This is a genomic window from Cupriavidus sp. PET2-C1 (assembly GCF_054515855.1).
The window spans coordinates 1,842,307-1,863,654 of sequence record NZ_CM137259.1 but is presented as its reverse complement, the minus strand read 5'-3'; the positions used below and the strand labels follow the sequence as shown (position 1 = coordinate 1,863,654).

Genomic DNA, 21,348 nt, shown 5'->3' with positions numbered 1-21,348 from the left:
CTCGCGCCGGCGCATGCCGCTGGCGCGTCACTGCAACGATCAACAAACGTGTCATGGAAATTCTGGAACTCAAGCCGGTCGCCGAGCAGCTCTTCAAGGACATACGCGAACTATCGTCCGATGGCGTTGGCGTGACCCGCGACAGCTACGGCGCGGGCGAGACCGCGGCGGCCGGCTACCTGCGGGACTTCGCGCTGCGCCACGGCCTGGAAGCGCAGGCCGACCGCGCCGCCAATCTCGTCTTCCGCCTGCCGCAAGCCGACGCGGGCGCGCCAGCTACGTGGGTCGGCTCCCACCTGGACTCCGTCCCGCAAGGCGGCAACTTCGACGGGCTGGCGGGGATCGTCGCTGGCCTGCTCTGCCAGCTCCGGCAAAAGCGCACCGGCCGGCACTCGCGCGTGCCGCTGCAGGTGGTGGGCTTCCGGGGCGAGGAAAGTGCCTGGTTCGGCAAGGCGTACATGGGTTCGGGCGCGCTGCTGGGCAAGCTCAGCGCCGACGACCTGGCGCTGGCGCACCGGCATTCCGGCGAGTCGCTGGCGGCCTGCATGACAGCCGCCGGCGCCGATGTCGAGGCGATCCGCGCGCAGGCGCCGCTGTTCGACAAATCCAAGGTCCATGCCTACCTTGAGCTGCATATCGAGCAAGGCCCGGTGATGGTCGCGCGCGGCTTGCCGGTGGCGGTGGTGCCCGGCATCCGCGGCAATGTGCGGCACAACCGGATCCAGTGCATCGGCGAGGCCGGCCACTCCGGCGCGGTGCCACGGTGGCTGCGCAAGGACGCCATGTTTGCCGTGGCCGACCTGATCACGCGGCTGGATGAGCACTGGCGCGTGCTGCTGGAGCGCGGCATCGACCTGGTCGTCACCACCGGCGTGGTCAGCACCAGCCCGGAGGCGCATTCGATCTCCCGCATCCCCGGCATGGTGAACTTCAGCTTCGAGGCGCGCAGCAAGAGCGTGGAAACGCTGGAAGGCTTCTATCAGCTGCTGCGCACGGAATGCAAGGCCATCTCGCGCGATCGCGGCGTGCGGTTCGAGTTCGACCGCCGCATCGAATCGGCCCCGGCCACCATGGACGGGAGGGTCTCCGAACTGCTCACGCAGGCATGCCGGCAACGTGACCTCCCGGTTGAGCCGGTGCCGAGCGGCGCCGGGCACGATGCATCGCTGTTTGCCAACGCCGGCATCCCCACCGGCATGCTCTTCGTGCGCAACGAGCACGGCTCGCACAACCCGGACGAGGCCATGGACATCGATGATTTCCTGCTTGGCGTGCAGGTGCTGGACGACACCATCGCGAGCCTCTGAGCCGCGGCCGAGCACAAACTCTGAAACATTGAAACACCGAAGCACTGGAGCCTTGCATGTCTCAACTACGTCCTCAACCCGACCTGTCATTGTCGGTAGGCCAGGCCCTGCTGGATGCCGGTTGCGTGAAATTCCGCACGGACGAGCCGTTCCGGCTGCCTTCCGGCTGGGCCAGCCCGGTCTATATCGACTGCCGCCGGCTGATCTCGTTTCCGCTGCTGCGCAAGGCGCTGATCCAGCGCGGCTTGACGCTGCTGCGGGCACGCAACCGCATCGGCGGCATCGATGCCGTGGTCGGCGCCGAATCGAGCGGCATCGCATTTGGCGCCTGGATGGCCGAAGCCCTGGCGCTCCCGCTGCTCTATGTGCGCAAGGAAGCCAAGGGGCTGGGGCCCGCCGCGCAGATCGAGGGGATCATCAACGCTGGCGATCGCGTGCTGCTGGTGGACGACATGATGGCCGCCGCGCGCTCCAAGCGGATCTTCTGCGAGGCGCTGGCCGCCGCCGGCGCCGTGGTGACGGACATCTTCGTGGTGTTCGACTACGGCACGTTCCCCACCGAAAGCGTCCTCGCCCCCTGGCAGGCCAAGATCCATGCCCTCGCGAACTGGCAGGACGTTCTGCAGGCCGCGCGTGACAGCGGCAACGTGGACAGCCGCGGCATTGACGAGCTGCAGCGTTTTCTGGCTGACCCGGCCCGATGGTCGCGGGACCACGGCGGCATCGGGGCCGGCGAGACGGCAACGACGACATTGCCCTGCAAGGCGTAGTGCGCATCCAGGATCTGGCATCCGCATTCGTCGGCGCCAAGGAAGGAGTTGGAAGAGATTAGGGTGAGGTACGAAGCGCGTCCGGTGCGGTTCCCGTGCTGCACTGCAATGTGAGCGCTGGTTCGGGATGTGCTAAAAAGACGCGGCACGCAGACCAATGCCGCGTGATCGCGGCATGCAACGCGGCCGTGTCGACCCATCGAACGCTGACGCACCCTGCAATCGGAGTTACGCATGTTGAGGACGCTGGCATGACGCAATCATATGCACTGCAACACGCGCGACGCGTTTCATCCGTGGTCGACAATGCTGCATTCCATGAAGCGGCGGCGCAGGCGCGCCTGTTTCGCTCGTGGACCCGCTCGCTCAATACCTTTCAGCTGGATCCGGGGAATACGTCCGGCCCGCGCGTCATCAGTGCGACGGAACTGAAAGACAGACGCAATCGCGCCGAGGCCCTGCTGCGCTTCTCGAGCCCGGTGGTGGAGCGCTTGCACGGCGTCGTCGGCAAGGCGGGCTATTGCGTGCTGGTGGCCGACGCCGGCGGCGCCCTGATCGATTTCCGTGGGCAGGAAGACCGCCGCAAGGAATACCGGCAGCACGGCCTGTATCACGGCCGCTATTTCACGGAGGACGCCGAGGGAACCAGCGGGGTGGCTTGCGTGCTGGCCGACAAGGAACCCATCACCGTCCACACCGAGGATCACTTCAGGGCAGCGTTCACCTGCCTGACCTGTACCGCCGCGCCCATTATCTCGCCAGCCGGCGAACTCACCGGCGTGCTGGACGTATCGGCCGTGCGAAACAGTGAAAACCGGGACTCGCAGGAACTGATCTACGCCTGGGTGTGCCAGGCGGCGGAGATGATCGAAAACGCCTACCTGCTGCACGATACCGGCCACCTGTGGACCCTGTACCTGCATCGCAGCCAGGACTACCTGAGCCTGCACCCCGAGCTGCTGATTGCGTTCGACGATGCCGGAAACATCGCATCCATGAACCGGCAGGCAAAAAGCATGCTGAGCGCGCTATACACCGCGATTCCGGCGAACGTCCAGCATCTGTTCGATCTGAATGCCGGACAGGTCATCGACCTGAACACCGGCCTGGAGATGTTCCCGTTGCGCCTGACCCGTGGCGGGGACCGCTTCTTCGCGAGACTTCGCCCGCCGCGCCAGGCCTTGCGCACGATATCGCTGTCGCCGGGGCACCCGGCCACCGGCCACGCCGAGCCCGCGGCCCGTGCCATCGCCAGCGATCGTCTGGTCACCGGCGACCCGCAGGTCTCGTCGCATCTCGCCCGCGCGCTCCAGATCATCGACCGGCGTATTCCCGTACTGCTGCAAGGCGAGACGGGCACAGGCAAGGAGGCATTCGCGCTCGCCGTGCATCGCGGATCGCTGCGCGCGTCGCAGCCGTTTGTCGCCGTAAACTGCGCGGCCATCCCGGAGACGCTGATCGAAAGCGAGCTGTTCGGCTACGCGGAAGGCGCATTCACCGGCGCGAAGCGCAAGGGTCTCAAGGGAAAGATACTCCAGGCGCACGGCGGCACCTTGTTCCTGGACGAGATCGGCGACATGGCCTTGCCGCTGCAGACCAGGCTGCTCCGCGTGCTGGCCGAGAACGAGCTGGCACCGCTGGGCTCCGAGCAGTCGGTGCGGGTCGACATCAACCTCATCTGCGCGACCCACAGGGACCTTGCGCGCATGGTCTCCGAAGGCACCTTCCGGGAAGACCTCTACTATCGCCTGACTGGCGCCGTGTTCCGGCTGCCTCCCCTGCGCGATCGCACCGACCTTGACGAGCTCGTCGACTTCTTCCTGACGGATGAAGCCCAGGCGCACGGCACCCGGTCCGCGCTGTCCGACGAGGCAATGGCGTGCATCCGCCGCTATCGCTGGCCCGGCAACGTACGGCAGCTGCGCATGGCGTTGCGGTACGCATGCGCGCTGGCCGCGGCCCGGGGCGTCATTGTTGCCGAGGATCTTCCCGACTATCTGCGCTGCCCGGCCGATGCCGCGCCAGCGGCGCCGGTGCCCGCGAGCCCGTCAGTTGCCGCGCAGGCATTCGACAGTGCCGGCCTGCGCCCGAGCGAGCTTCTCGAACGGGCGAACATCGCGCAGATGCTCGCCTGCCACCACTGGCGCATCAAGGAAACCGCCAAGGCACTGGGCATGAGCCGCGCGACCATCTACCGCAAGATGGCCAGATACAACATTGTCTACCCGGGTTCGGCATCCTTGCCGGAATCGCCGCCCTTGTCCATGTCTCAGGCGGACGAGGCGGACTGAGGCACGTTGTCTCACCGGATCGAGTCAGGCCGTCTCACGCGGGCCACGCCGTAGCTTGCCGGGCCGTCGCCCGCGTCGTGCTGTATCGCAGCAATAACCCTGCGCGGCCGACGCTTCACCCCACCTGCGCCTGAGCCCTCCCCACGCTGCGCCGCAGCGCACGCAGCACCTTTGCCATCCGCCCTCGTCCGCCGTCCGCTCTGGCACGGTTCATGCGATTTCCTTCCTGCACGAAGGCCACGCCATGCACTAACCCACGGCACCCGCATGGCCCTTCGTCGATCCCCCCACAACTACGATGGAGACACTACCGTGAGCAACGAAGGTTCGGTGCATCAGTCCAGCATGAAGGCCGCCGTATGGCGGGGTCGCCACGATGTCCGCGTCGAGGAGGTACGCGTCCCGGAAAAGCCCGCCGAAGGATGGGTAAAGATCCGTGTGCATTGGTGCGGCATCTGCGGGTCGGACTTGCACGAATATGTCGCGGGCCCGGTCTTTATCCCGGTCGACCATCCCCACCCGCTCACCGGGCTGAAGGGGCAATGCATTCTCGGCCACGAGTTCAGCGGCGAGATCGCGGAACTGGGCGCAGGCGTGACCGGCTTCAAGGTCGGCGAGCGTGTCACCGCGGATGCCTGCCAGCATTGCGGAAAATGCTATTACTGCACCCATGGCCTGTACAACATCTGCGAGAGTCTCGCGTTCACCGGCCTGATGAACAACGGCGCCTTCGCGGAATACGTCAACGTGCCGGCGGAGCTGCTCTACAAGCTGCCGGAGAACTTCCCCACCGAGGCGGGGGCACTGATCGAACCGCTGGCGGTAGGGCTTCATGCCGTGAAGAAAGCCGGCAACATCGTCGGCCAGACGGTTGTGGTGGTCGGCGCCGGCACCATCGGCCTGTGCACGATCATGTGTGCGAAGGCGGCCGGCGCAGGCCGCATTATCGCGCTCGAAATGTCGTCGGCGCGCAAGAAGAAGGCGCTGGAGGTTGGCGCCAACGTCGTCATCGATCCCAAGGAATGCGACGCGATCGCGGAGGTCAAGGCATTGACCGGCGGCTATGGCGCGGACGTGTCCTTCGAGTGCATCGGCAACAAGGCCACGGCGAAGCTTGCCATCGACGTGATCCGCAAGGCCGGGAAATGCGTGATGGTGGGCATCTTCGAGGAGCCCAGCGCATTCAATTTCTTCGAGATCGTATCGACGGAAAAGGAAATCATCGGATCGCTCGCCTATAACGGCGAATTCGCCGACGTGATCCGCTTTATCGCCGATGGCCGCATCGACGTGCAGCCGCTCATCACCGGGCGGATCTCCCTCGCCGACATTGTGTCGCGAGGCTTCGAAGAACTCGTCAACAACAAGGATGGCAACGTCAAGATCATCGTCCAGCCGGTTGCCAGCCTGGCGGCCTGACCGCTGGACAGCTTGACGGCTTGACGGCCGCTCATTCCAACGCGCCGCGTTGACCAACGCGGCCACCCTCCCATCCCACCGGCATGCGGGCCTCGCGCGATGCAGCGTCGCGCAGCGGCCAGCGCGCGCCTCGCGTGCCGGACTTTCATCGTACTGGACATGCCGGTCATGGAACCCCTCAGCCCCAATATAGAAGCTCAAGACACACCAGCGCTCGCGCCTGCCGGATTCGCGCTGCGGCCATTGGCATTCTCCGTGGCCGTCTTCCTGATCGTGCACGGCATCAGCCTTGGCATATGGCGCCTGTTCGCCGACCCCGCCCAGGCCGTCTGGAAATACGCCCCCCAGCCATTTGGCATGTACCTCTTCTGGGGCATCCTGGTGCTGGTCTTCATCGGCTTCAACTTCGGCATGGCCGGCTTCTCGGCGCTGAAGCAGCCCGTGCGCGGCTGCGCCGCCACGGCCGTGACGCTGGCGCTCTCCTTCGCCGTGCCCGCCGCGCTGGTCCATGGCTACGGCGCACTGGATCCGGCATTCAGCGCCATCAACGGCGCCGGCTACGGCGCGGCCGGCCTGATCGTGCTGATCGGCTTCTACGGCTTCGGCATACTGGCGACGGGCATGGCCGGATGGCCATGGTCCGACAGCGGCCTGAGCCCCGCGGCTAGCGGCCTTGCGCAAATCGCCGCCGGCTGTTGCCTCACGGGCCTGGGCTATTTCCTGCTGATCTATCCCAGCGTATCGGCCGCCACCGCGCCGCATGCGATCCTGCTGCCGTTGCCGGTGGCGATCGGCTGGTTCTATTCCGTCATCGTGGCGTGGCTGACGACATTCCTGATCTTCGACAACTGGCCGTGGAACAGGCTGGCCCGGAAAAGCCATATGGCGCTCGCCGCGCTGGCCGGCAACTTCCTGCTGGGCACTGCGCTCTATGCCGTGCATCTGGCGTTGCTCAGATGGGTCCTCATTCCTCCCGGCGCCGTTGAAAAAATCGGTGCGATGCTTCCAAGCTGGCCTGCGCAGCTAGGCGTATGGATTGCCTTCTGGCTGATCTTCTGGGCCAACGTTGCCGGCAACTGGCCGACACGGTTCGGCGCAGGTACGAACCGGGCCATACGCGCGGCATCGTGCTGGGGCCTTGGACTGGTCTCCTTTTTTGTCTATACGCGATGGTTTGCCGGCGCCGTGCTGCATGAAGCGGAGATCGTCCCCGGCTTTGGCGGCGATCCGCTTACCTGGGTCGACCTGCTCAACTACGTCATGCTGATCTACGCCGTCTATTTCGAGTTCTACGGTCTTTCGAGGAAGAACGGCTGATATCCCTTCCGCGAGGCTTGGCCGGTGCCCCGGCTCCCCGCGCGCCTTGCCTTGCTTCCGGAAGAGGCGCCTGCGACGGCGACAGATGTCCCGCCCGATGCGACATCTGTCTCGCCGCCAGGCGCGACAACTGCCTGTTGCGGGCCCGGCGCCAGGCCGGCCCTCCCCACGCGTATGCGGCCTCCGGCAAGGCCTGGCGGGAAACCCCGGGCCAAGCGCGGGGCTTGCCGCCCGCGCTGGCACCACTCTTGCAATTCAAGCTGGCCCGGCACCGCAGCCGGCCGCTGAAACGAAAGCAAGAGGAGACCCCGAATGGAACCCACCCCAAGCCATCTTCTGTGGATGTACGAGAAGATGATCGAGATCCGGCAATACGAAGAGACCATGGCCAAGGTCTACTTGGAAGGCAAGCTGCCGCCGAAGATCCAGAAAGGCCTGGCCTTCGACATCGGCGCCGGCCCGGTGCCGGGCGAGATGCATCTCGCGGCCGGGCAGGAGCCGGTGGCAGTGGGCGTATGCGCGCACTTGCGGCCGGAGGATACCGTGGTCGGCGCGCACCGCTCGCACCACTTCGCCATCGCCAAGGGCGTGCCGCTCGATGCCATGACCGCCGAGATGTTCGGCAAGGCCACCGGGCTCGGGCGCGGCAAGGGCGGCCATATGCACCTGTTCCATGCCGAAACCAAGTTCTCCTGCAGCGGCATCGTCGGCGCGAGTTCGCCGCAGGCCTGCGGCGCCGCACTGGCGGCGCGCAAGCTGGGCAAGGACTGGGTGGCCGTGTCCTTCTTCGGCGAAGGCGCGGCCAACCAGGGCTCGTTCCATGAATCGCTCAACCTGGCGGCACTGTGGAAACTGCCGGTGGTGTTCGTCTGCGAGGACAACAAGTACGGCATCTCGGTGGAGAAGTCCGCTTCCACCTCGGTGCCTTCCAATGACGTGCGCGCCGCCGGCTACGGCATGCCGGGCGTACTGGTGGATCACAACGACGCTGTCGCGGTGTACCGCGCCGCCGGCGAGGCCGTGGCACGGGCGCGGCGCGGCGAAGGCCCCACGCTGATCGAAGTCAAGACCGACCGCTATCTCGGCCACTTCCAGGGCGACCCGGAAACCTACCGCCCGCGCGACGAAGCCAAGACCCTGCGCAGCGCCGATCCGATCCACGCCCTGGGCGCCACGCTGCGCGCCGGCGGCCTGCTCGACGACGCCGCCGAAGCCGCCTTGCGCCAGACCATCTCGGCCCGCATCGAGGCCGCTTACGAATTTGGCCGCAGCAGCCCCTACCCCGCGCCCGCGGAAGCGCTGCAACACGTCTTCGTCCAGCAAGACCTCGCCCCAGCATAACCAGCATAAACAGGAGACCAGCATGCAAACCGCACAAGGCGCGCCCCAGGGCGCGCGCACGCTCACCATGGCGCAGGCCATCGCCGAAGCCATCGGCCAGGAAATGGAGCGCGACTCGCGCGTCTTCGTGATGGGCGAGGATATCGGCAAGTACGGCGGCATCTTCAGCGCCACCACCGGCCTGCTGGACCGCTTCGGGCCCGATCGCATCATGGATACGCCGATCTCGGAAACCGCCTTCATGGGCGCGGCCATCGGCGCCGCCGCGCAAGGGCTGCGCCCGATCGCGGAACTGATGTTCGTGGACTTCTTCGGGGTGTGCTTTGACCAGATCTACAACCACCTCGCCAAGAACACCTATATGTCCGGCGGGCGCGTGGGCCTGCCGGCGGTGGTGATGACCGGCATCGGCGGCGGCTACAACGATGCCGCCCAGCATTCGCAATGCCTGTACGCCAGCTTTGCCCACATGCCGGGCATGAAGGTGGTGGTGCCGTCCAACGCCTACGACGCCAAGGGCCTGATGATCCAGGCCATACGCGACGACAACCCGGTGGTGTTCTGCTACCACAAGGGCATCATGGGCTTGTCGTGGATGTCCTACTTCGAGGGCAGCACCAATGCCGTCCCCGAGGAGGCTTACGCCATTCCCTTCGGCCAGGCGCGAGTGGCGCGCAGCGGCCGCGACGCGACCATCGTCACGCTCTCGCAGATGGTGCAGAAATCGCTGCTGGCGGCCGAGCAGCTGGCGGCCGAAGGCATCGACGTTGAGGTGATCGACCTGCGCACCATCGTCCCGCTCGACCGCGAGACGGTGCTGCGCTCGGTAGCCAAGACCGGCCGCCTGCTGGTGGCGGACGAGGATTACCTGAGCTTCGGCTTGTCCGGCGAGATCGCCGCGATCGTGGCGGAGAACCTCGATAGCGTGGCGCTGCGCGCGCCGGTGCGCCGCCTGGCCGTGCCCGACGTGCCCATCCCCTTCTCGCGCCCGCTCGAGCAATACGTGATTCCGCAGGTCGACACCATTGCCGCGCAGGTGCGCGCCCTGGTGCAGGACCGCCCTCTTTCCTACCAACTGAAGCGAGAAGCAGCATGACCGACGTAACGATGGCCGACACCGTCTGGCAGGACGTGGAAGACGGCACCGAAGCCCTGTTGCAGGAGTGGCTGGTCAAGCCCGGCGACGCGGTCAGCGCGGGCCAGCCGCTGGGCGTGGCCGAGCTGGTCAAGACCACGCATGAGATCGTTGCGCCCGCCGACGGTATCGTCGCCGCGCTGGCAGTGGCAGCACAGGACACTTTCGGGCGCGGCGCCGTGCTGGCCCGGCTGGAGCCGAGATCATGAGCCACAGCCTTGCTTCCGTCCTGAGCAGCCCGCCAGCTACGGCGGCGGCCGGCGCCGACGCGCGCGTCACCGTGCCGCTGACGGGCATGCGTGGCGCCATCGCGCGCAATATGAGCGCGGGCTGGGCCGTGCCGCGCGTGGCGCACTCGGTCGAGGTGGACGTGACCCTGCTGGAACTGGCGCGCCACACCATGCAGCAGAACCTGGGGCCCGAATGCAAGATCACGCTCACCGCCTTCGTGCTGCGCGCCGTGGCGCTGACCCTGCGCCAGCACCCGCGCCTGAACGCGCGCGTGCTGGAAAAGGAGATCGAGCTGATGCCGAACATCAACCTCGGCCTCGCGGTCAGCCTCGATGAGGGCCTGATGGTGCCGGTGCTGCGCGACGTGGACACCAGGTCGGTGGCGCAGATCGCTGCCGAGAGCCGCGCCCTGGCCGCCGGCGCGCGCGCCGGCACGCTGCCGGCCGGCGCCTACCAGCGCGGCACCTTCACCGTGACCAACCTGGGCTCGACCGGCATCGACAGCTTCACGCCCATCCTCAATGTGCCGCAGGCCGCCATCCTCGGCGTGACGCGCGTGGCCAAGCGGGCCGTGATCAAGGACGACTGGATCGCGGTGGCGCCAATGATGGGCCTGCACCTGGTCTTCGACCACCGCGCGGTGGACGGCTATCCGGCAGCGCGCTTCCTGACCGACCTCAAGACGCGGCTGGAAACCGTGGAAGGCCTGTGATGCTCGCCCCCGCCTTCCTCGCCAGCGGCGCGAGCTGTGCCGAAGAGCAAGCCTGGAACCGGGCCAGCCTGGCGGAGCCGGTGCTGCGCCCGGCCGTGCGCCTGTGGACCTACGCCGCGCCGGGCATCGTGCTGGGCTGCGCGCAGGCATCCCTGCGCGAGCGCCTGGCAGGCTGCACCACCCCGTTTGCGCAGCGGGATTCGGGCGGCGGCGCCGTGCTGACCGGCCCGTGGATGCTGTCGGCCTCGATCGTGCTGCCCGCCGGCCACGCCCTGATCGGCACCGGTACGGTGTCGAGCTACCGCTGGCTGGGCGTGCTGCACGCCGGGCTGCTGCGGGACCTCGGCATCGCGGCCTATGCGGTGCCGCCGGAGGAAGCGCGGCTGGCCCCGCCGGCGGATGCGCTGAAGTGGGCCTGCTTCGGCGGGCTCTCGCCCTGGGAAGTCGTGGTGGGCCAGCGCAAGATCGTCGGCCTGGCACAGGTGCGCCGGCGTACCGGCGTGCTGCTGACCTCGGGCACGCTGATCGCCCCGCCCGAATGGCCGCTGCTGTGCGGCGCGCTCGGCGGCGATCCCGCCGATGCCGACCGCCTGCGCGCCTGCACCACGTCCTGCGCAGAACAACTGGGCGCGCCGCTCATGGCCACGGTGCTGGCCGAGCGGCTGCACCACATGCTGATCGACGTGCTTGGCGAGCGAGCGGAACCCGGCCAACCCCGCCCCAGGACGCGCCCGGCACCGGCCTGCGGCGCGCCGTGCGCCGTGCCCGGCCCGTGCTGAACGGCGCCGCCCCGGCAAGCCGCGCAAAGCGGCGGGAGGCGGCGGGAGGCGGCGGCCACCGGCGACAAGCCATGCCATGCACCGAGCCCGGGGGGGGCGGACAACGCCCGCACCGCGCTCCCACAACAACTGGAGACAAAACCGATGAAATTCTCACAGCCTGCCGGCCCTGGCGCCGGCACCACCATGCGTATCCTGCGCAAGCAGCCCGCCGTTTCACGCCGGGGCTTCCTGCGCGGCGGCGGCCTTGCCGCCATCGGCGTGGCGGTGGTACCGGCGGCGCTGGCCCAGCCGCCGCGCGAAGCCATGACGGCATCCATGCGCGCGCTCGGCCCGGCCACCGCGCGCACGCTGGTGGCCATGTCGCGCGACATCTTCCCCCACGACAAGCTGTCCGACCGCTACTACGTCGACGCCATCGTCCCGCTGGAGAAGTCCGCCGCCGGCAACAAGGCCACGCGCACCCTGCTGCAGCAAGGCGCTGCCGCGCTGGATGCCGCGGCGCGCGAACGCTTCGGCCGCCCTTATGGCGAAATCGCCAAGGAGAGCGATCGCGTGGCACTGCTGCAGGCCATCGAGGCCACGCCCTTCTTCGAGAAAGTGCGCGGCGAGCTGGTCACCGGCCTCTACAACAACAAGGCGGTCTGGCCCCTCCTGGGCTACGAGGGTTCGTCCTGGGAGAAAGGTGGCTACCTGCACCGCGGCTTCGACGATATCGACTGGCTCTGAGCCGCCGGCACCGGCATTCCCCCGACAAGAGGCCGCCCGGGCTACGGCAATCCCGCCGGAGCGGCGCATGGAGACAAGCATGGCAACGAAGTTCGACCTCAAAGACGACAGCGTGGTCGTCATCATCGGTTCCGGCGCGGGCGGCGGCACGCTCGCCAACGAACTGGCCCAGCGCGGCGTACGCAGCGTGATCCTCGAAGCCGGCAAGCACTTTACGCAAGCCGATTTCGAGAATGACGAGTGGGAAATGTTCAACAAGATCTCGTGGCTGGACAAGCGCATCTCGGCCGGCGGCTGGCATCACACCAAGACCTACCCCAACCTGCCGGCCTGGATCGTCAAGGGCGTGGGCGGCTCCACGGTGCACTGGTCCGGCGTGGCGCTGCGCTTCATGCCGCACGACTTCCACAACCGCAGCACCTATGGCGCCGTGAAGGACGCCAACCTGATCGACTGGCCCATCACTTACGACGAGCTCGCGCCGTTCTATGACCTCGCCGAAAAGAAGATGGGCGTGACCACCACTGCCGCGTCCGGCCTGCCGGCCCTGCCCGAGAACAACCACTACAAGGTGCTGGCGGCGGGCGCGCGCAAGATCGGCTACAAGGAAATCGTGCGGCCCATGGCGGTCAACTCGCAGCCCTACGACGGGCGCCCGGGCTGCATGCAGATCGGCTTCTGCATGCAGGGGTGCAAGATCGGCGCCAAATGGTCCACGCTCTACACCGAGGTGCCGCGCGCCGTGGCCACCGGCAAAGCAGAATTGCGGCCGCAATCCATGGTGCTGCAGATCGAGCACGACGCCGCCGGCAAGGTCGCCGGCGTGCTCTACGTGGACGAACGCGGCCGCCGCCAGTTCCAGCGCGCGCGCATCGTCTGCGTGGCCGGCAACTCGATCGAATCGCCGCGCCTGCTGCTGAATTCGGCCAGCAGCAAGTTCCCGCAAGGTCTCGCCAATTCCTCCGGCCAGGTTGGTCGCAACTACCTCAACCACACTACCGCCGCGGCCGTGGCAATCCACCGCAAGCCGGTCTATATGTACCGCGGCACCGCGCTGGCAGCGGTGGTCTCGGACGAGGCCAGGCTCAACACCAACCGCGGCTTCTTTGGCGGCTATCACCTGGAAGGGCTGGCGCTTGGCCTGCCCTTCACGGCCGCCTTCATGAAGCCGGGCGGCTGGGGCCGCGACGTCTCCTCGGCGCTGGAAATGTACGACCACATGAGCTGCGTCTGGGTCTGCGGCGAAGACCTGGCGCAGGAGCGCAACAGCATTACCCTGCATGCCACGGAGAAGGACCAGTACGGCCTGCCGGTGCCGATCGTGAGCAAGACCGACCACGCCAACGATGCCGCCATCCGCGCCCACGGGCTGGCCCAGTTCCGCAAGATGTCGGAAGCGGTCGGCGCCACGCGCGTGATCGACATGCCGCCCTATCCCGCCAGCCACAACATGGGCACCAACCGCATGAGCGCCAAGGCCAGCGACGGCGTGGTCAACCGCTGGGGCCAGAGCCACGATATCCCCAACCTGTTTGTCTCCGACGGCAGCCAGTTCGCCTCCAGCTCGGCGTCCAACCCGACCCTGACCATCGTGGCGCTGGCGATCCGCCAGGCCGGGTACATTGCCGGCGCGCTGCAACGGCGCGAGCTCTGAGCCGCACCGGATGGCCGTCCGCCGCATTGCGGGGGGCGGCCAAATCGATTAGCGTAGAGCCAGCGCTGCGCCGGGCATCCGATCGCCCCGGCCAGCCCACCACATGAACCGGCCAAGGAGACAACCGTGCTGCAACAAGCACACCGGGCACATATCGAGCGCCTGCTCGCCTTTTCGCGGCAGCCCGGCGCGGCCGACGGCACCATCGAGCGCTCCTGGCTGCGCTGCTTCAACGACTATGGCCTCGATCCGAGCCGGCCGGTGCCCGCCTATATCGTGGAAGCGCAGCGCCTGCGCGAACACAAGGACCAGATCGAGGACTTTCTCGGCGTGGCGCGTACCGGCATGGAGCAGCTCTACAAGCGTGTGTCCGCCCTGGACTGCGTGCTGCTGCTCACCGACGCCCATGGCGTGACCGTGGACTTCATCGGCAACGACCACTGGGAGCAGGAACTCAAGCACGCCGGGCTCTACCTCGGCGCGGACTGGAGCGAGCCGCGCGCCGGCACCTGCGCGGTCGGCACCTGCATCGTCGAGCAGGCGCCGGTGACCTGCCACCAGACCGACCACTTCGACGTGTCCCACATCTCGCTCACATGCAACAGCGCACCGCTGTTCGATCCCACCGGCGGCTTCCTGGGCGTGCTCGACGTCTCCGCGCTAAGCGCTCCGGCGCCGCGCGAGGGACAGCACCTGGCGCTGCAGATGACCACCATGTACGCGCAGATGATCGAGGATGCCAATTTCCTGCGCTACTTCCGCGACCAATGGATCCTGCGGCTGGGCTCGACCTGGTCGCTGCTGGACGTGGACAGCGAGATCATGGTCGCCTTCGACGCCGACGGCGTCATCCGGGGCATCAACAGCGGCGGCCGGCGCAAGCTGCGGCTGGCCGACGCCGCCGAAGGACAGCGCGGCGGCAAGCCCGAGGATGTGCGCGGCCACCTGCTGACCGAAGTCTTCCGCGAGGACATGAGCGAGCTCTGGCGCATCGCGCGCGCCGGCATGTCGTCCGAGCGCACCGCCGTGCGCACGCATGACCACGGCCTGTACTACGCCACCGCGATCGCCCCGCGCGGCGCACCGGGCCGGCCCTCCTCGCCCGGCGCCCAGCCCGCGCTGCCGAGCGCGCAAGCCAGCGCCGCGCTGGACGCGCTCGGCGCGGGCGACCCGCAGATGCAGCGCCTGATCCTGCAGGCCAGGCGCCTTGCCAACAAGCCGCTCAATATCCTGGTGCATGGCGAGACCGGCACCGGCAAGGAAGTCCTGGCCAAGGCGCTCCACGCCGCCAGCGAGCGCCGCGGCAAAGCCTTCGTCGCGGTCAACTGCGCTGCCATTCCCGAATCGCTGATCGAGAGCGAACTGTTCGGCTACGCGCCGGGCACCTTCACCGGTGCGCGCAACAAAGGCATGCGTGGCCTGATCGCGCAGTCGGATGGCGGCACCCTCTTCCTCGACGAGATCGGCGACATGCCGCTGCACCTGCAAAGCCGGCTGCTGCGCGTGCTGTCCGAACGCGAGGTGATGCCGCTGGGCGCGGAGAAACCCGTCCCGGTGGATCTGCGCGTCATCGCCGCTTCGCACCGCGACCTGCGCCAGTTGATCGCCGAGCAGTGCTTCCGCGAAGACCTCTACTACCGGCTGTGTGGGGCCACCTTGCACCTGCCGGCGCTGCGCGAGCGGCGCGACAAGGATTACCTGATCGCGCGCATCGCCGAAGAAGAAGGCCGGCAGCTGGATATGCGGGCCGTGCTGGCGCCCGCCGCCCTGGCCCTGCTGCGGGCCTATTCCTGGCAGGGCAATGTGCGGCAACTGCGCAATGTACTGCGCTTTGCGCTGGCCATGAGCGACAACGGATTGATCGACACTGAGGCGCTGCCGCCGGAGATCCTCGATAGCACGCAGGAAATCCGACCGGATGCGCGCCCGGAGGCGGCGTCGCTGCCCGACAACGAACGCGAGGCCTTGCTGGCTGCCCTGCGGCGTAACAAGTGGCGTATTACGCAGGTTGCCGTTGACCTGGGCATCGCGCGCGCCACGGTCTACCGTCAAATGGAGCGCTACGGCATTGTCGCGCCCAACCAGCAATAAGGCTTCGGCCGTGGGAGCGCCGTGAACGCCTGATCCCCGGCACGTACGGCGTGGGTGAGCGGCATCGTTCCTGATCACCGGCGAGGCACCAAGGCAGCGGATCGACCATAATGTCGGTCGCCCCAAACACCCAGCCCTCGCTGCACAACGTGCCAGACGCCGACAGTCCGCCCTCATCCGCCGCCTCATCCGCCTCATCCGCTTCCCCCGCCAACGGCAGCGCTTGCGGCGCAGCGCCGGCCCTCCCCGCTTCGGACTGGCACCGGCGCGTGCTGGCGCTGGCGTTCCCGATCATCCTGGCCAACCTGACCCAGCCGATCCTGGGTGCGGTCGATACCGCCGTTGCCGGCCACCTGCCGGACCCGGCCTACCTGGGCGGCGTAGCCGCCGGCGGCCTGTTCTTCAGCTTTGTGTTCTGGGGCTTCGGGTTCCTGCGCATGGGTACCACCGGCCTCGCCGCGCAAGCCTACGGCGCCCAGGACGGCGCGGCACTGCGCGCCACGCTGGCACGCGCCCTGCTGCTGGCCACCGTCATCGGGCTCGGCGTGCTGGCCGTACAGATGCCCTTGATCCACGGCGCGCTGGGCCTGATCGGCGGCAGCGACACACTCCAGCACCACGCGCGGGTCTACAGCCAGGCGCGGATCTGGGCGGCGCCTTTTGCCTTGTGCAATTACGTGGTGCTCGGCTACCTGCTGGGCTGCCAGCACGTGCGGCTCGGCCTGCTCATCCAGCTCTTCATCAACGCGGTGAACATTGCCGCGGTGCTGCTCTATGTTTATGTATTCGACTGGGGCATCGCGGGGATCGGCGCCGCCACCGCTAGCGCCGATGCCTGCGGCTTCGTGCTGGGCGCCGCCCTGCTCTGGCGGCTGCGCCCGCACGGCTTGCCGCCCCTGCGCTGGGCGGTGGTCGCCGATGCGCACGAACTGAAGCGGCTGGTCGCCCTCAACCGCGACATCTTCATCCGCACGCTGTGCCTGGTGGCCAGCTTCGGCTGGTTCGCCCATGCGGGCGCCCAGCAAGGCGACGTGATCCTGGCGGCCAACGCGCTGCTGCTCAACTTCCAGACCTTCATGGCGTACGCGCTCGATGGCTTCGCGCATGCGGCCGAGGCGCTGGTGGGCGCCGCCATCGGCACCCGGGACCGGCACGCCTTCCGCCGCGCGGTCCGGGTCACGATGATCTGGGGCGCGGTGGGCGCGCTGTGCTTCTCCCTGGTGTATGCCGGCGCCGGGGAATGGATCATCGCCTGCCTGACCGACCAGCGGGCGGTCCACGACGCGGCGGTGCGCTACCTGCCATGGGCGGTCGCCCTGCCGCTGGTTTCCGTGTGGGGCTTCCTGCTCGATGGCGTGTTTATCGGCGCCACCAGCACGCGCGACCTGATGCACTCGATGGCCTTGTCGTTCGCGGCGTTCATGGTGGCGGCGCTTACGCTGGCCGGCCCGTTCGGCAACGACGGCTTATGGGCGGCGCTGCTGCTGTTCATGGCCGCGCGCGGCGTCACGCTGGCGCGGGTGTTCCCGCGCATCGAGGCCAGCCGCCTGGCATGATGTCGGACATCGCCGGACTTCGGTGCCTGGCATCCTGTCTCGGGGTGGCTGTCGGCAGCCGATCCGTTCAGCGTTAACCGGCCGGGGACCCATCACTGCGATTGACGACGCCGACCAGATGGAGGTGGCATTGGAACAGAAAGGTGCGGGGCTCGCCGGAACGATTGCCCTCGGCGACTTGACTGTCAATCGATTAGGCTTCGGCGCAATGCGTCTGTGTGGCGATTCGGCTTGGGGAAAACCAAAGGATCGGGATCACGTCAATCGCGTTCTGCATCGGGCAATCGAGCTTGGTGTGAACTTCATTGACACCGCGGACAGTTACGGCCCGGAGGCAAATGAGTCTTTGATCTCGCAGGCGTTGCATCCCTATCCTTCGGACCTGGTCATTGCTACGAAAGGTGGTTTGGTGCGGCCAGATCGGCGATCCTGGGTTCGGGACGGCCGCCCCGACCATTTGCGGGGCGCGGTCGAAGGCAGTTTGCAGCGCTTGCGGCTGGAGCGCATCGATTTATATCAACTCCATGCGCCTGACCCGAACGTGCCATTTGCCGAGTCGGTCGGAGCCCTGGCTGATTTGCAGCGCATAGGAAAGATCCGCCATATCGGCATCTCGAACGTGACGGTCGCGCAGCTTGATCTGGCACGCAGCATCGCACCCATCGTGTCGGTCCAGAATGCCTACAATCTGCGAGATCAAACCAGCGAGGACGTGCTCGCCGCGTGCGAGCGTCTCGGGATTGCCTTTCTGCCCTGGTATCCGCTGGGTGGCAAACGCGGCCTGCGCGCGCGCAAGGTGAAGCAGGCCGCCACGCGTCACGGTCTCACGCATGCAGCCCTGTCGATTGCATGGCTGCTCGCGAAGTCGCCTGTCATGCTGCCCATCCCCGGCACCCGATCCATCGATCACCTCGAGGAAAACGTGCGCGCCGCAGCCCTCACCCTGGCGCCAGGAGACCTCGACGATTTGCGATGACTGGGCGCTGACCGGGCGCTGAAACTTGCGGCAGGCCTGCAGTTGTCACGGCCTATCCAGACGAACACCTCCACCGCGTTCGTAACTGGATTATCTTGGCGGTGGCGGATGCCGGTGGTCAACTCATCAGGAGATACGAAATGACCAGCAAGAACACGATCTGTTTGTGGTACGAAGGTGGCGCCGTTGACGCCGCAAACTTCTATGCGGAAACGTTCCCCGACAGTTCTGTCGGCGCTGTCTACCGCGCACCGGGCGACTATCCTGGCGGCAAGCAGGGCGATGTCCTGACGGTTGAGTTCACCGTCGCCGGCATCCCCTGCCTTGGCCTGAACGGCGGCCCGTATTTCAAGCACAACGAGGCATTCTCTTTTCAGATCGCGACGGATGACCAGGCCGAAACCGACCGCTTATGGAACGCGATCGTCGGCAATGGCGGCCAGGAAAGCGCATGCGGCTGGTGCAAGGACCGGTGGGGCTTGTCATGGCAGATCACCCCGCGCGCCCTCACCGCTGCAATATCCGACCCCGATCGCGCGGCGGCCAGGCGCGCGTTTGACGCGATGATGACCATGAAAAAGATCGACATCGCCGCGATAGAAGCGGCACGGCTGGGCCAAAACCTATCCGCGGGCTGACGGAGCAAAGCCCGCGAGGGCCAGCGCATGGTTATGCGGGATTGGAATCGAGGAAGACATAAAGCGCTGCGATTTTTTCATCACGAACGATGATCACATCCCAGCCCGTATAGTCGGGGGCTTCGCCGTGCGGGCCAGAACCCCAAGCCAGACGACCGGCGTTGTGGAGAGCCTGAGCCTCGCCGTGCGGTGTGTAAGCGAAGTGCGGGTGCGTCGCGCGAAGATCCCCTGCGAATTTGTCGAGAGCGCCGTGCCCAACGAATACACCCGTAGGCACGTAGAGCACGCAGTCCTCGGTATAGAGCGCCTCGATTGCCGCGCGACGACGCGTTGCGTCGCCTTCACCGAAGACCTCCTGGAGGTTGCGATAAAGCAGTTCATGGGTACGGTCATTCATAACACACTCCTTGATCGATAACTTTGGACGTTTGCGGTCGCGTGGTGTGGAGATCTCTTGATGTCTATCTCCTGGCTGGTGTGGTGCGACAAGACAAATCTACGACGTCATGCTAATTTTCGAAATAGAAATGAATGAAAGCCATCGTTGCAGGATTGTCGATGTCAAAACTACCGGATTTCGAAGGGCTCGCGATGTTCGCGAAGGTTGCCGAAGAAGGCTCGTTCGCTGCTGCGGCAACAGCCATGGGGGTCTCGGTCGCCACTGTCTCTCGGGCCGTTACCCGTCTTGAAGAGCGGCTGGGAGGCCGACTGTTCAACCGCACCTCCCGACGACTTGCACTCACGGACTATGGCCACACGCTTGCCGAGCGAGCGGCAAGAATCTACGCCGAGGCGGAGGAAGCGGAGGATTTCGCACGTGAGACGTCAAGCCGACCGCGCGGTCTCGTAAAGCTCGCGGCGCCGCTCTCCTTTGGTGCTCGCTGGGTGGCGCCGTTGTTACCTGAATTCTTTCGGACCTATCCAGATATTTCCGTCGAACTTCATCTCACGGATGCACAGACTGACCTGATTGGCGATGGCTTTGACGCCGCCCTGCGCATCGCCATCATGGAGGACTCGTCACTCGTCGCCCGCCTCATTGCACCCGTGCGTCGATTTGTCGTGGCATCTCCAGCCTATCTGTCTTGCCATGGCCGCCCTCAGCACCCGCATGATCTTGGCGCCCACCAGTGTCTTACCTACACCAACAGGAGCAAGCGCGACGTCTGGCGATTTACCCATGAAAGTGGCGAAGAATGCACCGTCACACCGATCGGTGCATTGCGAGGAACGAGCGTGGAGGCATTACTGCCCACGGTCCTCGCTGGACTTGCCATCACCGAGTTTCCTGAGTTTGTCGCGACACAGTATTTCCGGGACAAACAGCTCGAGCCCGTTTTGACCGATTGGCGCTTGCCTGAAGGTGGTTTGTATTTCGTCACACCCACTGCCCGCGCGCGGCCCGCCAAGGTGAGTGCGTTGGCCGATTTCTTCATCTCCAGACTCACTGCCGCGGAGTGGAGCACAGAGACGTCCATGGATTGGAAATCATCCAGCCACAGCAGAAGGTGATTTTCTCTTTCTTCGGTGGCCGATCTCAGTCCGACACACGCCAGCGATCGTCCCGGGTTTACTGGTTGCCTGTCAGCGGGCAACCACGGCTCCGCCGATCCTGGAGCATTCTCTCCTGTGCTATGATTTCTGCACTCATGTGACTGGCGCATACAGATAGAGCACTATCGGGGAGCGTGAGGTTGCTAGCCGCCGCGCGCCTGGGCATTACCTACTATCCTTGGAGATGGGTTATGCCTGATTTCGCAAATCTGTTCATGTTCGCTCTTGTGGCGTTGGGAATGGTTTTAACGCCAGGGCCGAACATGATTTATCTAATTTCCCGCTCAATTTGCCAGGGTAGGCGAGCAGGCCTCATTTCGTTGGGAGGCGTTGCTCTGGGCTTTGTGTTCTACATGCTCTGTGCGGCATTCGGAATTACGGCTTTCGTATTTGCGGTACCTTACGCATACGACACGCTTCGCTTTGGCGGCGCTTTGTACCTTCTCTACCTTGCCTGGCAAGCGGTCAAACCGGGTGGACGGTCCGCGTTTGCAGTGCGCGACCTACCGGTCGATACCCCAAGGAAGCTCTTCAGCATGGGGTTTATCACTAACCTGGCGAATCCCAAGATCGCCGTCATGTATCTGTCTCTGCTTCCCCAATTCATTGTGGAAGGACACGGCAGTGTTCTTACCCAATCGCTGGCGCTCGGCAGCGTTCAGATTTCGATCAGCCTCGCTGTGAATGCACTGATCATCGTGACGGCCGGATCGATATCTACCTTCCTGTTGGGACGCCCGCAGTGGCTATTGGTGCAGCGCTGGCTGATGGGCAGCGTTCTGACAGGTCTGGCGGTGCGCATGGCATACGAATCCAAGAAATAGCGGCGCCTTGCCAATACGCCGGCG

At 66.1% G+C, this 21,348-nt stretch carries 19 protein-coding genes and 1 riboswitch; of the genes, 18 read left to right on the top strand and 1 reads right to left on the bottom strand.

The features are described 5' to 3' along the window. Positions 1-53 precede the first annotated feature (53 nt). From ACX12D_RS08525 to ACX12D_RS08450, 16 genes are all read left to right on the top strand, one after another. On the top strand, positions 54-1,307 hold the full coding sequence (locus ACX12D_RS08525) for a hydantoinase/carbamoylase family amidase (RefSeq protein ID WP_459373646.1): 1,254 nt from the start codon (positions 54-56) through the stop codon (positions 1,305-1,307). A gap of 56 nt (positions 1,308-1,363) precedes the next feature. Then, positions 1,364-2,077 (top strand): orotate phosphoribosyltransferase, encoded by a 714-nt coding sequence (locus ACX12D_RS08520; protein WP_459373645.1) that lies wholly within the window; start codon positions 1,364-1,366, stop codon positions 2,075-2,077. 251 nt (positions 2,078-2,328) lie between these two features. After that, on the top strand, positions 2,329-4,368 hold the full coding sequence (locus tag ACX12D_RS08515; RefSeq protein WP_459373644.1) for a sigma-54-dependent Fis family transcriptional regulator: 2,040 nt from the start codon (positions 2,329-2,331) through the stop codon (positions 4,366-4,368). Positions 4,369-4,713: 345 nt separating this feature from the next. Beyond that, positions 4,714-5,787, top strand: a complete 1,074-nt coding sequence (locus ACX12D_RS08510) for a 2,3-butanediol dehydrogenase (RefSeq protein ID WP_459373972.1) — start codon at positions 4,714-4,716, stop codon at positions 5,785-5,787. Positions 5,788-5,955: 168 nt separating this feature from the next. Next, positions 5,956-7,104 (top strand): hypothetical protein, encoded by a 1,149-nt coding sequence (locus tag ACX12D_RS08505; protein ID WP_459373643.1) that lies wholly within the window; start codon positions 5,956-5,958, stop codon positions 7,102-7,104. Between the two features lie 312 nt (positions 7,105-7,416). Next, positions 7,417-8,445, top strand: a complete 1,029-nt coding sequence (locus tag ACX12D_RS08500; protein ID WP_441631913.1) for a thiamine pyrophosphate-dependent dehydrogenase E1 component subunit alpha — start codon at positions 7,417-7,419, stop codon at positions 8,443-8,445. Between the two features lie 22 nt (positions 8,446-8,467). Beyond that, positions 8,468-9,541, top strand: a complete 1,074-nt coding sequence (locus ACX12D_RS08495; RefSeq protein ID WP_441631911.1) for an alpha-ketoacid dehydrogenase subunit beta — start codon at positions 8,468-8,470, stop codon at positions 9,539-9,541. Then, the gene (locus ACX12D_RS08490; RefSeq protein WP_276264419.1) at positions 9,538-9,789 is read left to right on the top strand and encodes a lipoyl domain-containing protein; all 252 of its coding nucleotides are present in this window, start codon (positions 9,538-9,540) and stop codon (positions 9,787-9,789) included. The genes ACX12D_RS08495 and ACX12D_RS08490 overlap by 4 nt, the downstream gene beginning before the upstream one ends. Next, complete coding sequence (locus ACX12D_RS08485) at positions 9,786-10,523, top strand: 2-oxo acid dehydrogenase subunit E2 (protein ID WP_459373642.1); 738 nt, start codon at positions 9,786-9,788, stop codon at positions 10,521-10,523. The genes ACX12D_RS08490 and ACX12D_RS08485 overlap by 4 nt, the downstream gene beginning before the upstream one ends. Further along, the gene (locus ACX12D_RS08480) at positions 10,523-11,302 is read left to right on the top strand and encodes a lipoyl protein ligase domain-containing protein (RefSeq protein ID WP_459373971.1); all 780 of its coding nucleotides are present in this window, start codon (positions 10,523-10,525) and stop codon (positions 11,300-11,302) included. The genes ACX12D_RS08485 and ACX12D_RS08480 overlap by 1 nt, the downstream gene beginning before the upstream one ends. A gap of 144 nt (positions 11,303-11,446) precedes the next feature. Continuing rightward, on the top strand, positions 11,447-12,031 hold the full coding sequence (locus ACX12D_RS08475) for a gluconate 2-dehydrogenase subunit 3 family protein (protein ID WP_459373641.1): 585 nt from the start codon (positions 11,447-11,449) through the stop codon (positions 12,029-12,031). A 79-nt stretch (positions 12,032-12,110) separates the two neighbouring features. Beyond that, positions 12,111-13,685 (top strand): GMC family oxidoreductase, encoded by a 1,575-nt coding sequence (locus ACX12D_RS08470; protein ID WP_459373640.1) that lies wholly within the window; start codon positions 12,111-12,113, stop codon positions 13,683-13,685. A 126-nt stretch (positions 13,686-13,811) separates the two neighbouring features. Then, entirely contained in the window at positions 13,812-15,776 is a 1,965-nt protein-coding gene (locus tag ACX12D_RS08465; RefSeq protein WP_459373639.1) for a sigma-54-dependent Fis family transcriptional regulator, read from the top strand. A gap of 110 nt (positions 15,777-15,886) precedes the next feature. Further along, entirely contained in the window at positions 15,887-17,332 is a 1,446-nt protein-coding gene (locus ACX12D_RS08460) for an MATE family efflux transporter (protein WP_459373638.1), read from the top strand. Positions 17,333-17,462: 130 nt separating this feature from the next. Beyond that, positions 17,463-18,308 (top strand): aldo/keto reductase, encoded by an 846-nt coding sequence (locus tag ACX12D_RS08455; protein ID WP_459373637.1) that lies wholly within the window; start codon positions 17,463-17,465, stop codon positions 18,306-18,308. Positions 18,309-18,448: 140 nt separating this feature from the next. Next, a complete protein-coding gene (locus tag ACX12D_RS08450) occupies positions 18,449-18,946 on the top strand; it encodes a VOC family protein (RefSeq protein WP_459373636.1) in 498 nt (165 codons plus the stop codon). Positions 18,947-18,977: 31 nt separating this feature from the next. On the opposite strand, the gene ACX12D_RS08445 is transcribed toward ACX12D_RS08450, so the two are convergent. Next, positions 18,978-19,343, bottom strand: coding sequence for a nuclear transport factor 2 family protein (locus tag ACX12D_RS08445; RefSeq protein ID WP_459373635.1), 366 nt, complete (start codon positions 19,341-19,343; stop codon positions 18,978-18,980). Between the two features lie 161 nt (positions 19,344-19,504). Between ACX12D_RS08445 and ACX12D_RS08440 the strand changes: the two genes are divergently transcribed. Further along, positions 19,505-20,458 carry a LysR family transcriptional regulator gene (locus ACX12D_RS08440; protein ID WP_459373970.1) on the top strand — a complete coding sequence of 318 codons (954 nt, stop codon included), beginning with the start codon at positions 19,505-19,507 and terminating at the stop codon, positions 20,456-20,458. 129 nt (positions 20,459-20,587) lie between these two features. After that, a riboswitch (ZMP/ZTP riboswitch) is annotated at positions 20,588-20,671 on the top strand. 20 nt (positions 20,672-20,691) lie between these two features. Then, on the top strand, positions 20,692-21,324 hold the full coding sequence (locus ACX12D_RS08435) for a LysE family translocator (RefSeq protein ID WP_459373634.1): 633 nt from the start codon (positions 20,692-20,694) through the stop codon (positions 21,322-21,324). Positions 21,325-21,348: the final 24 nt, after the last annotated feature.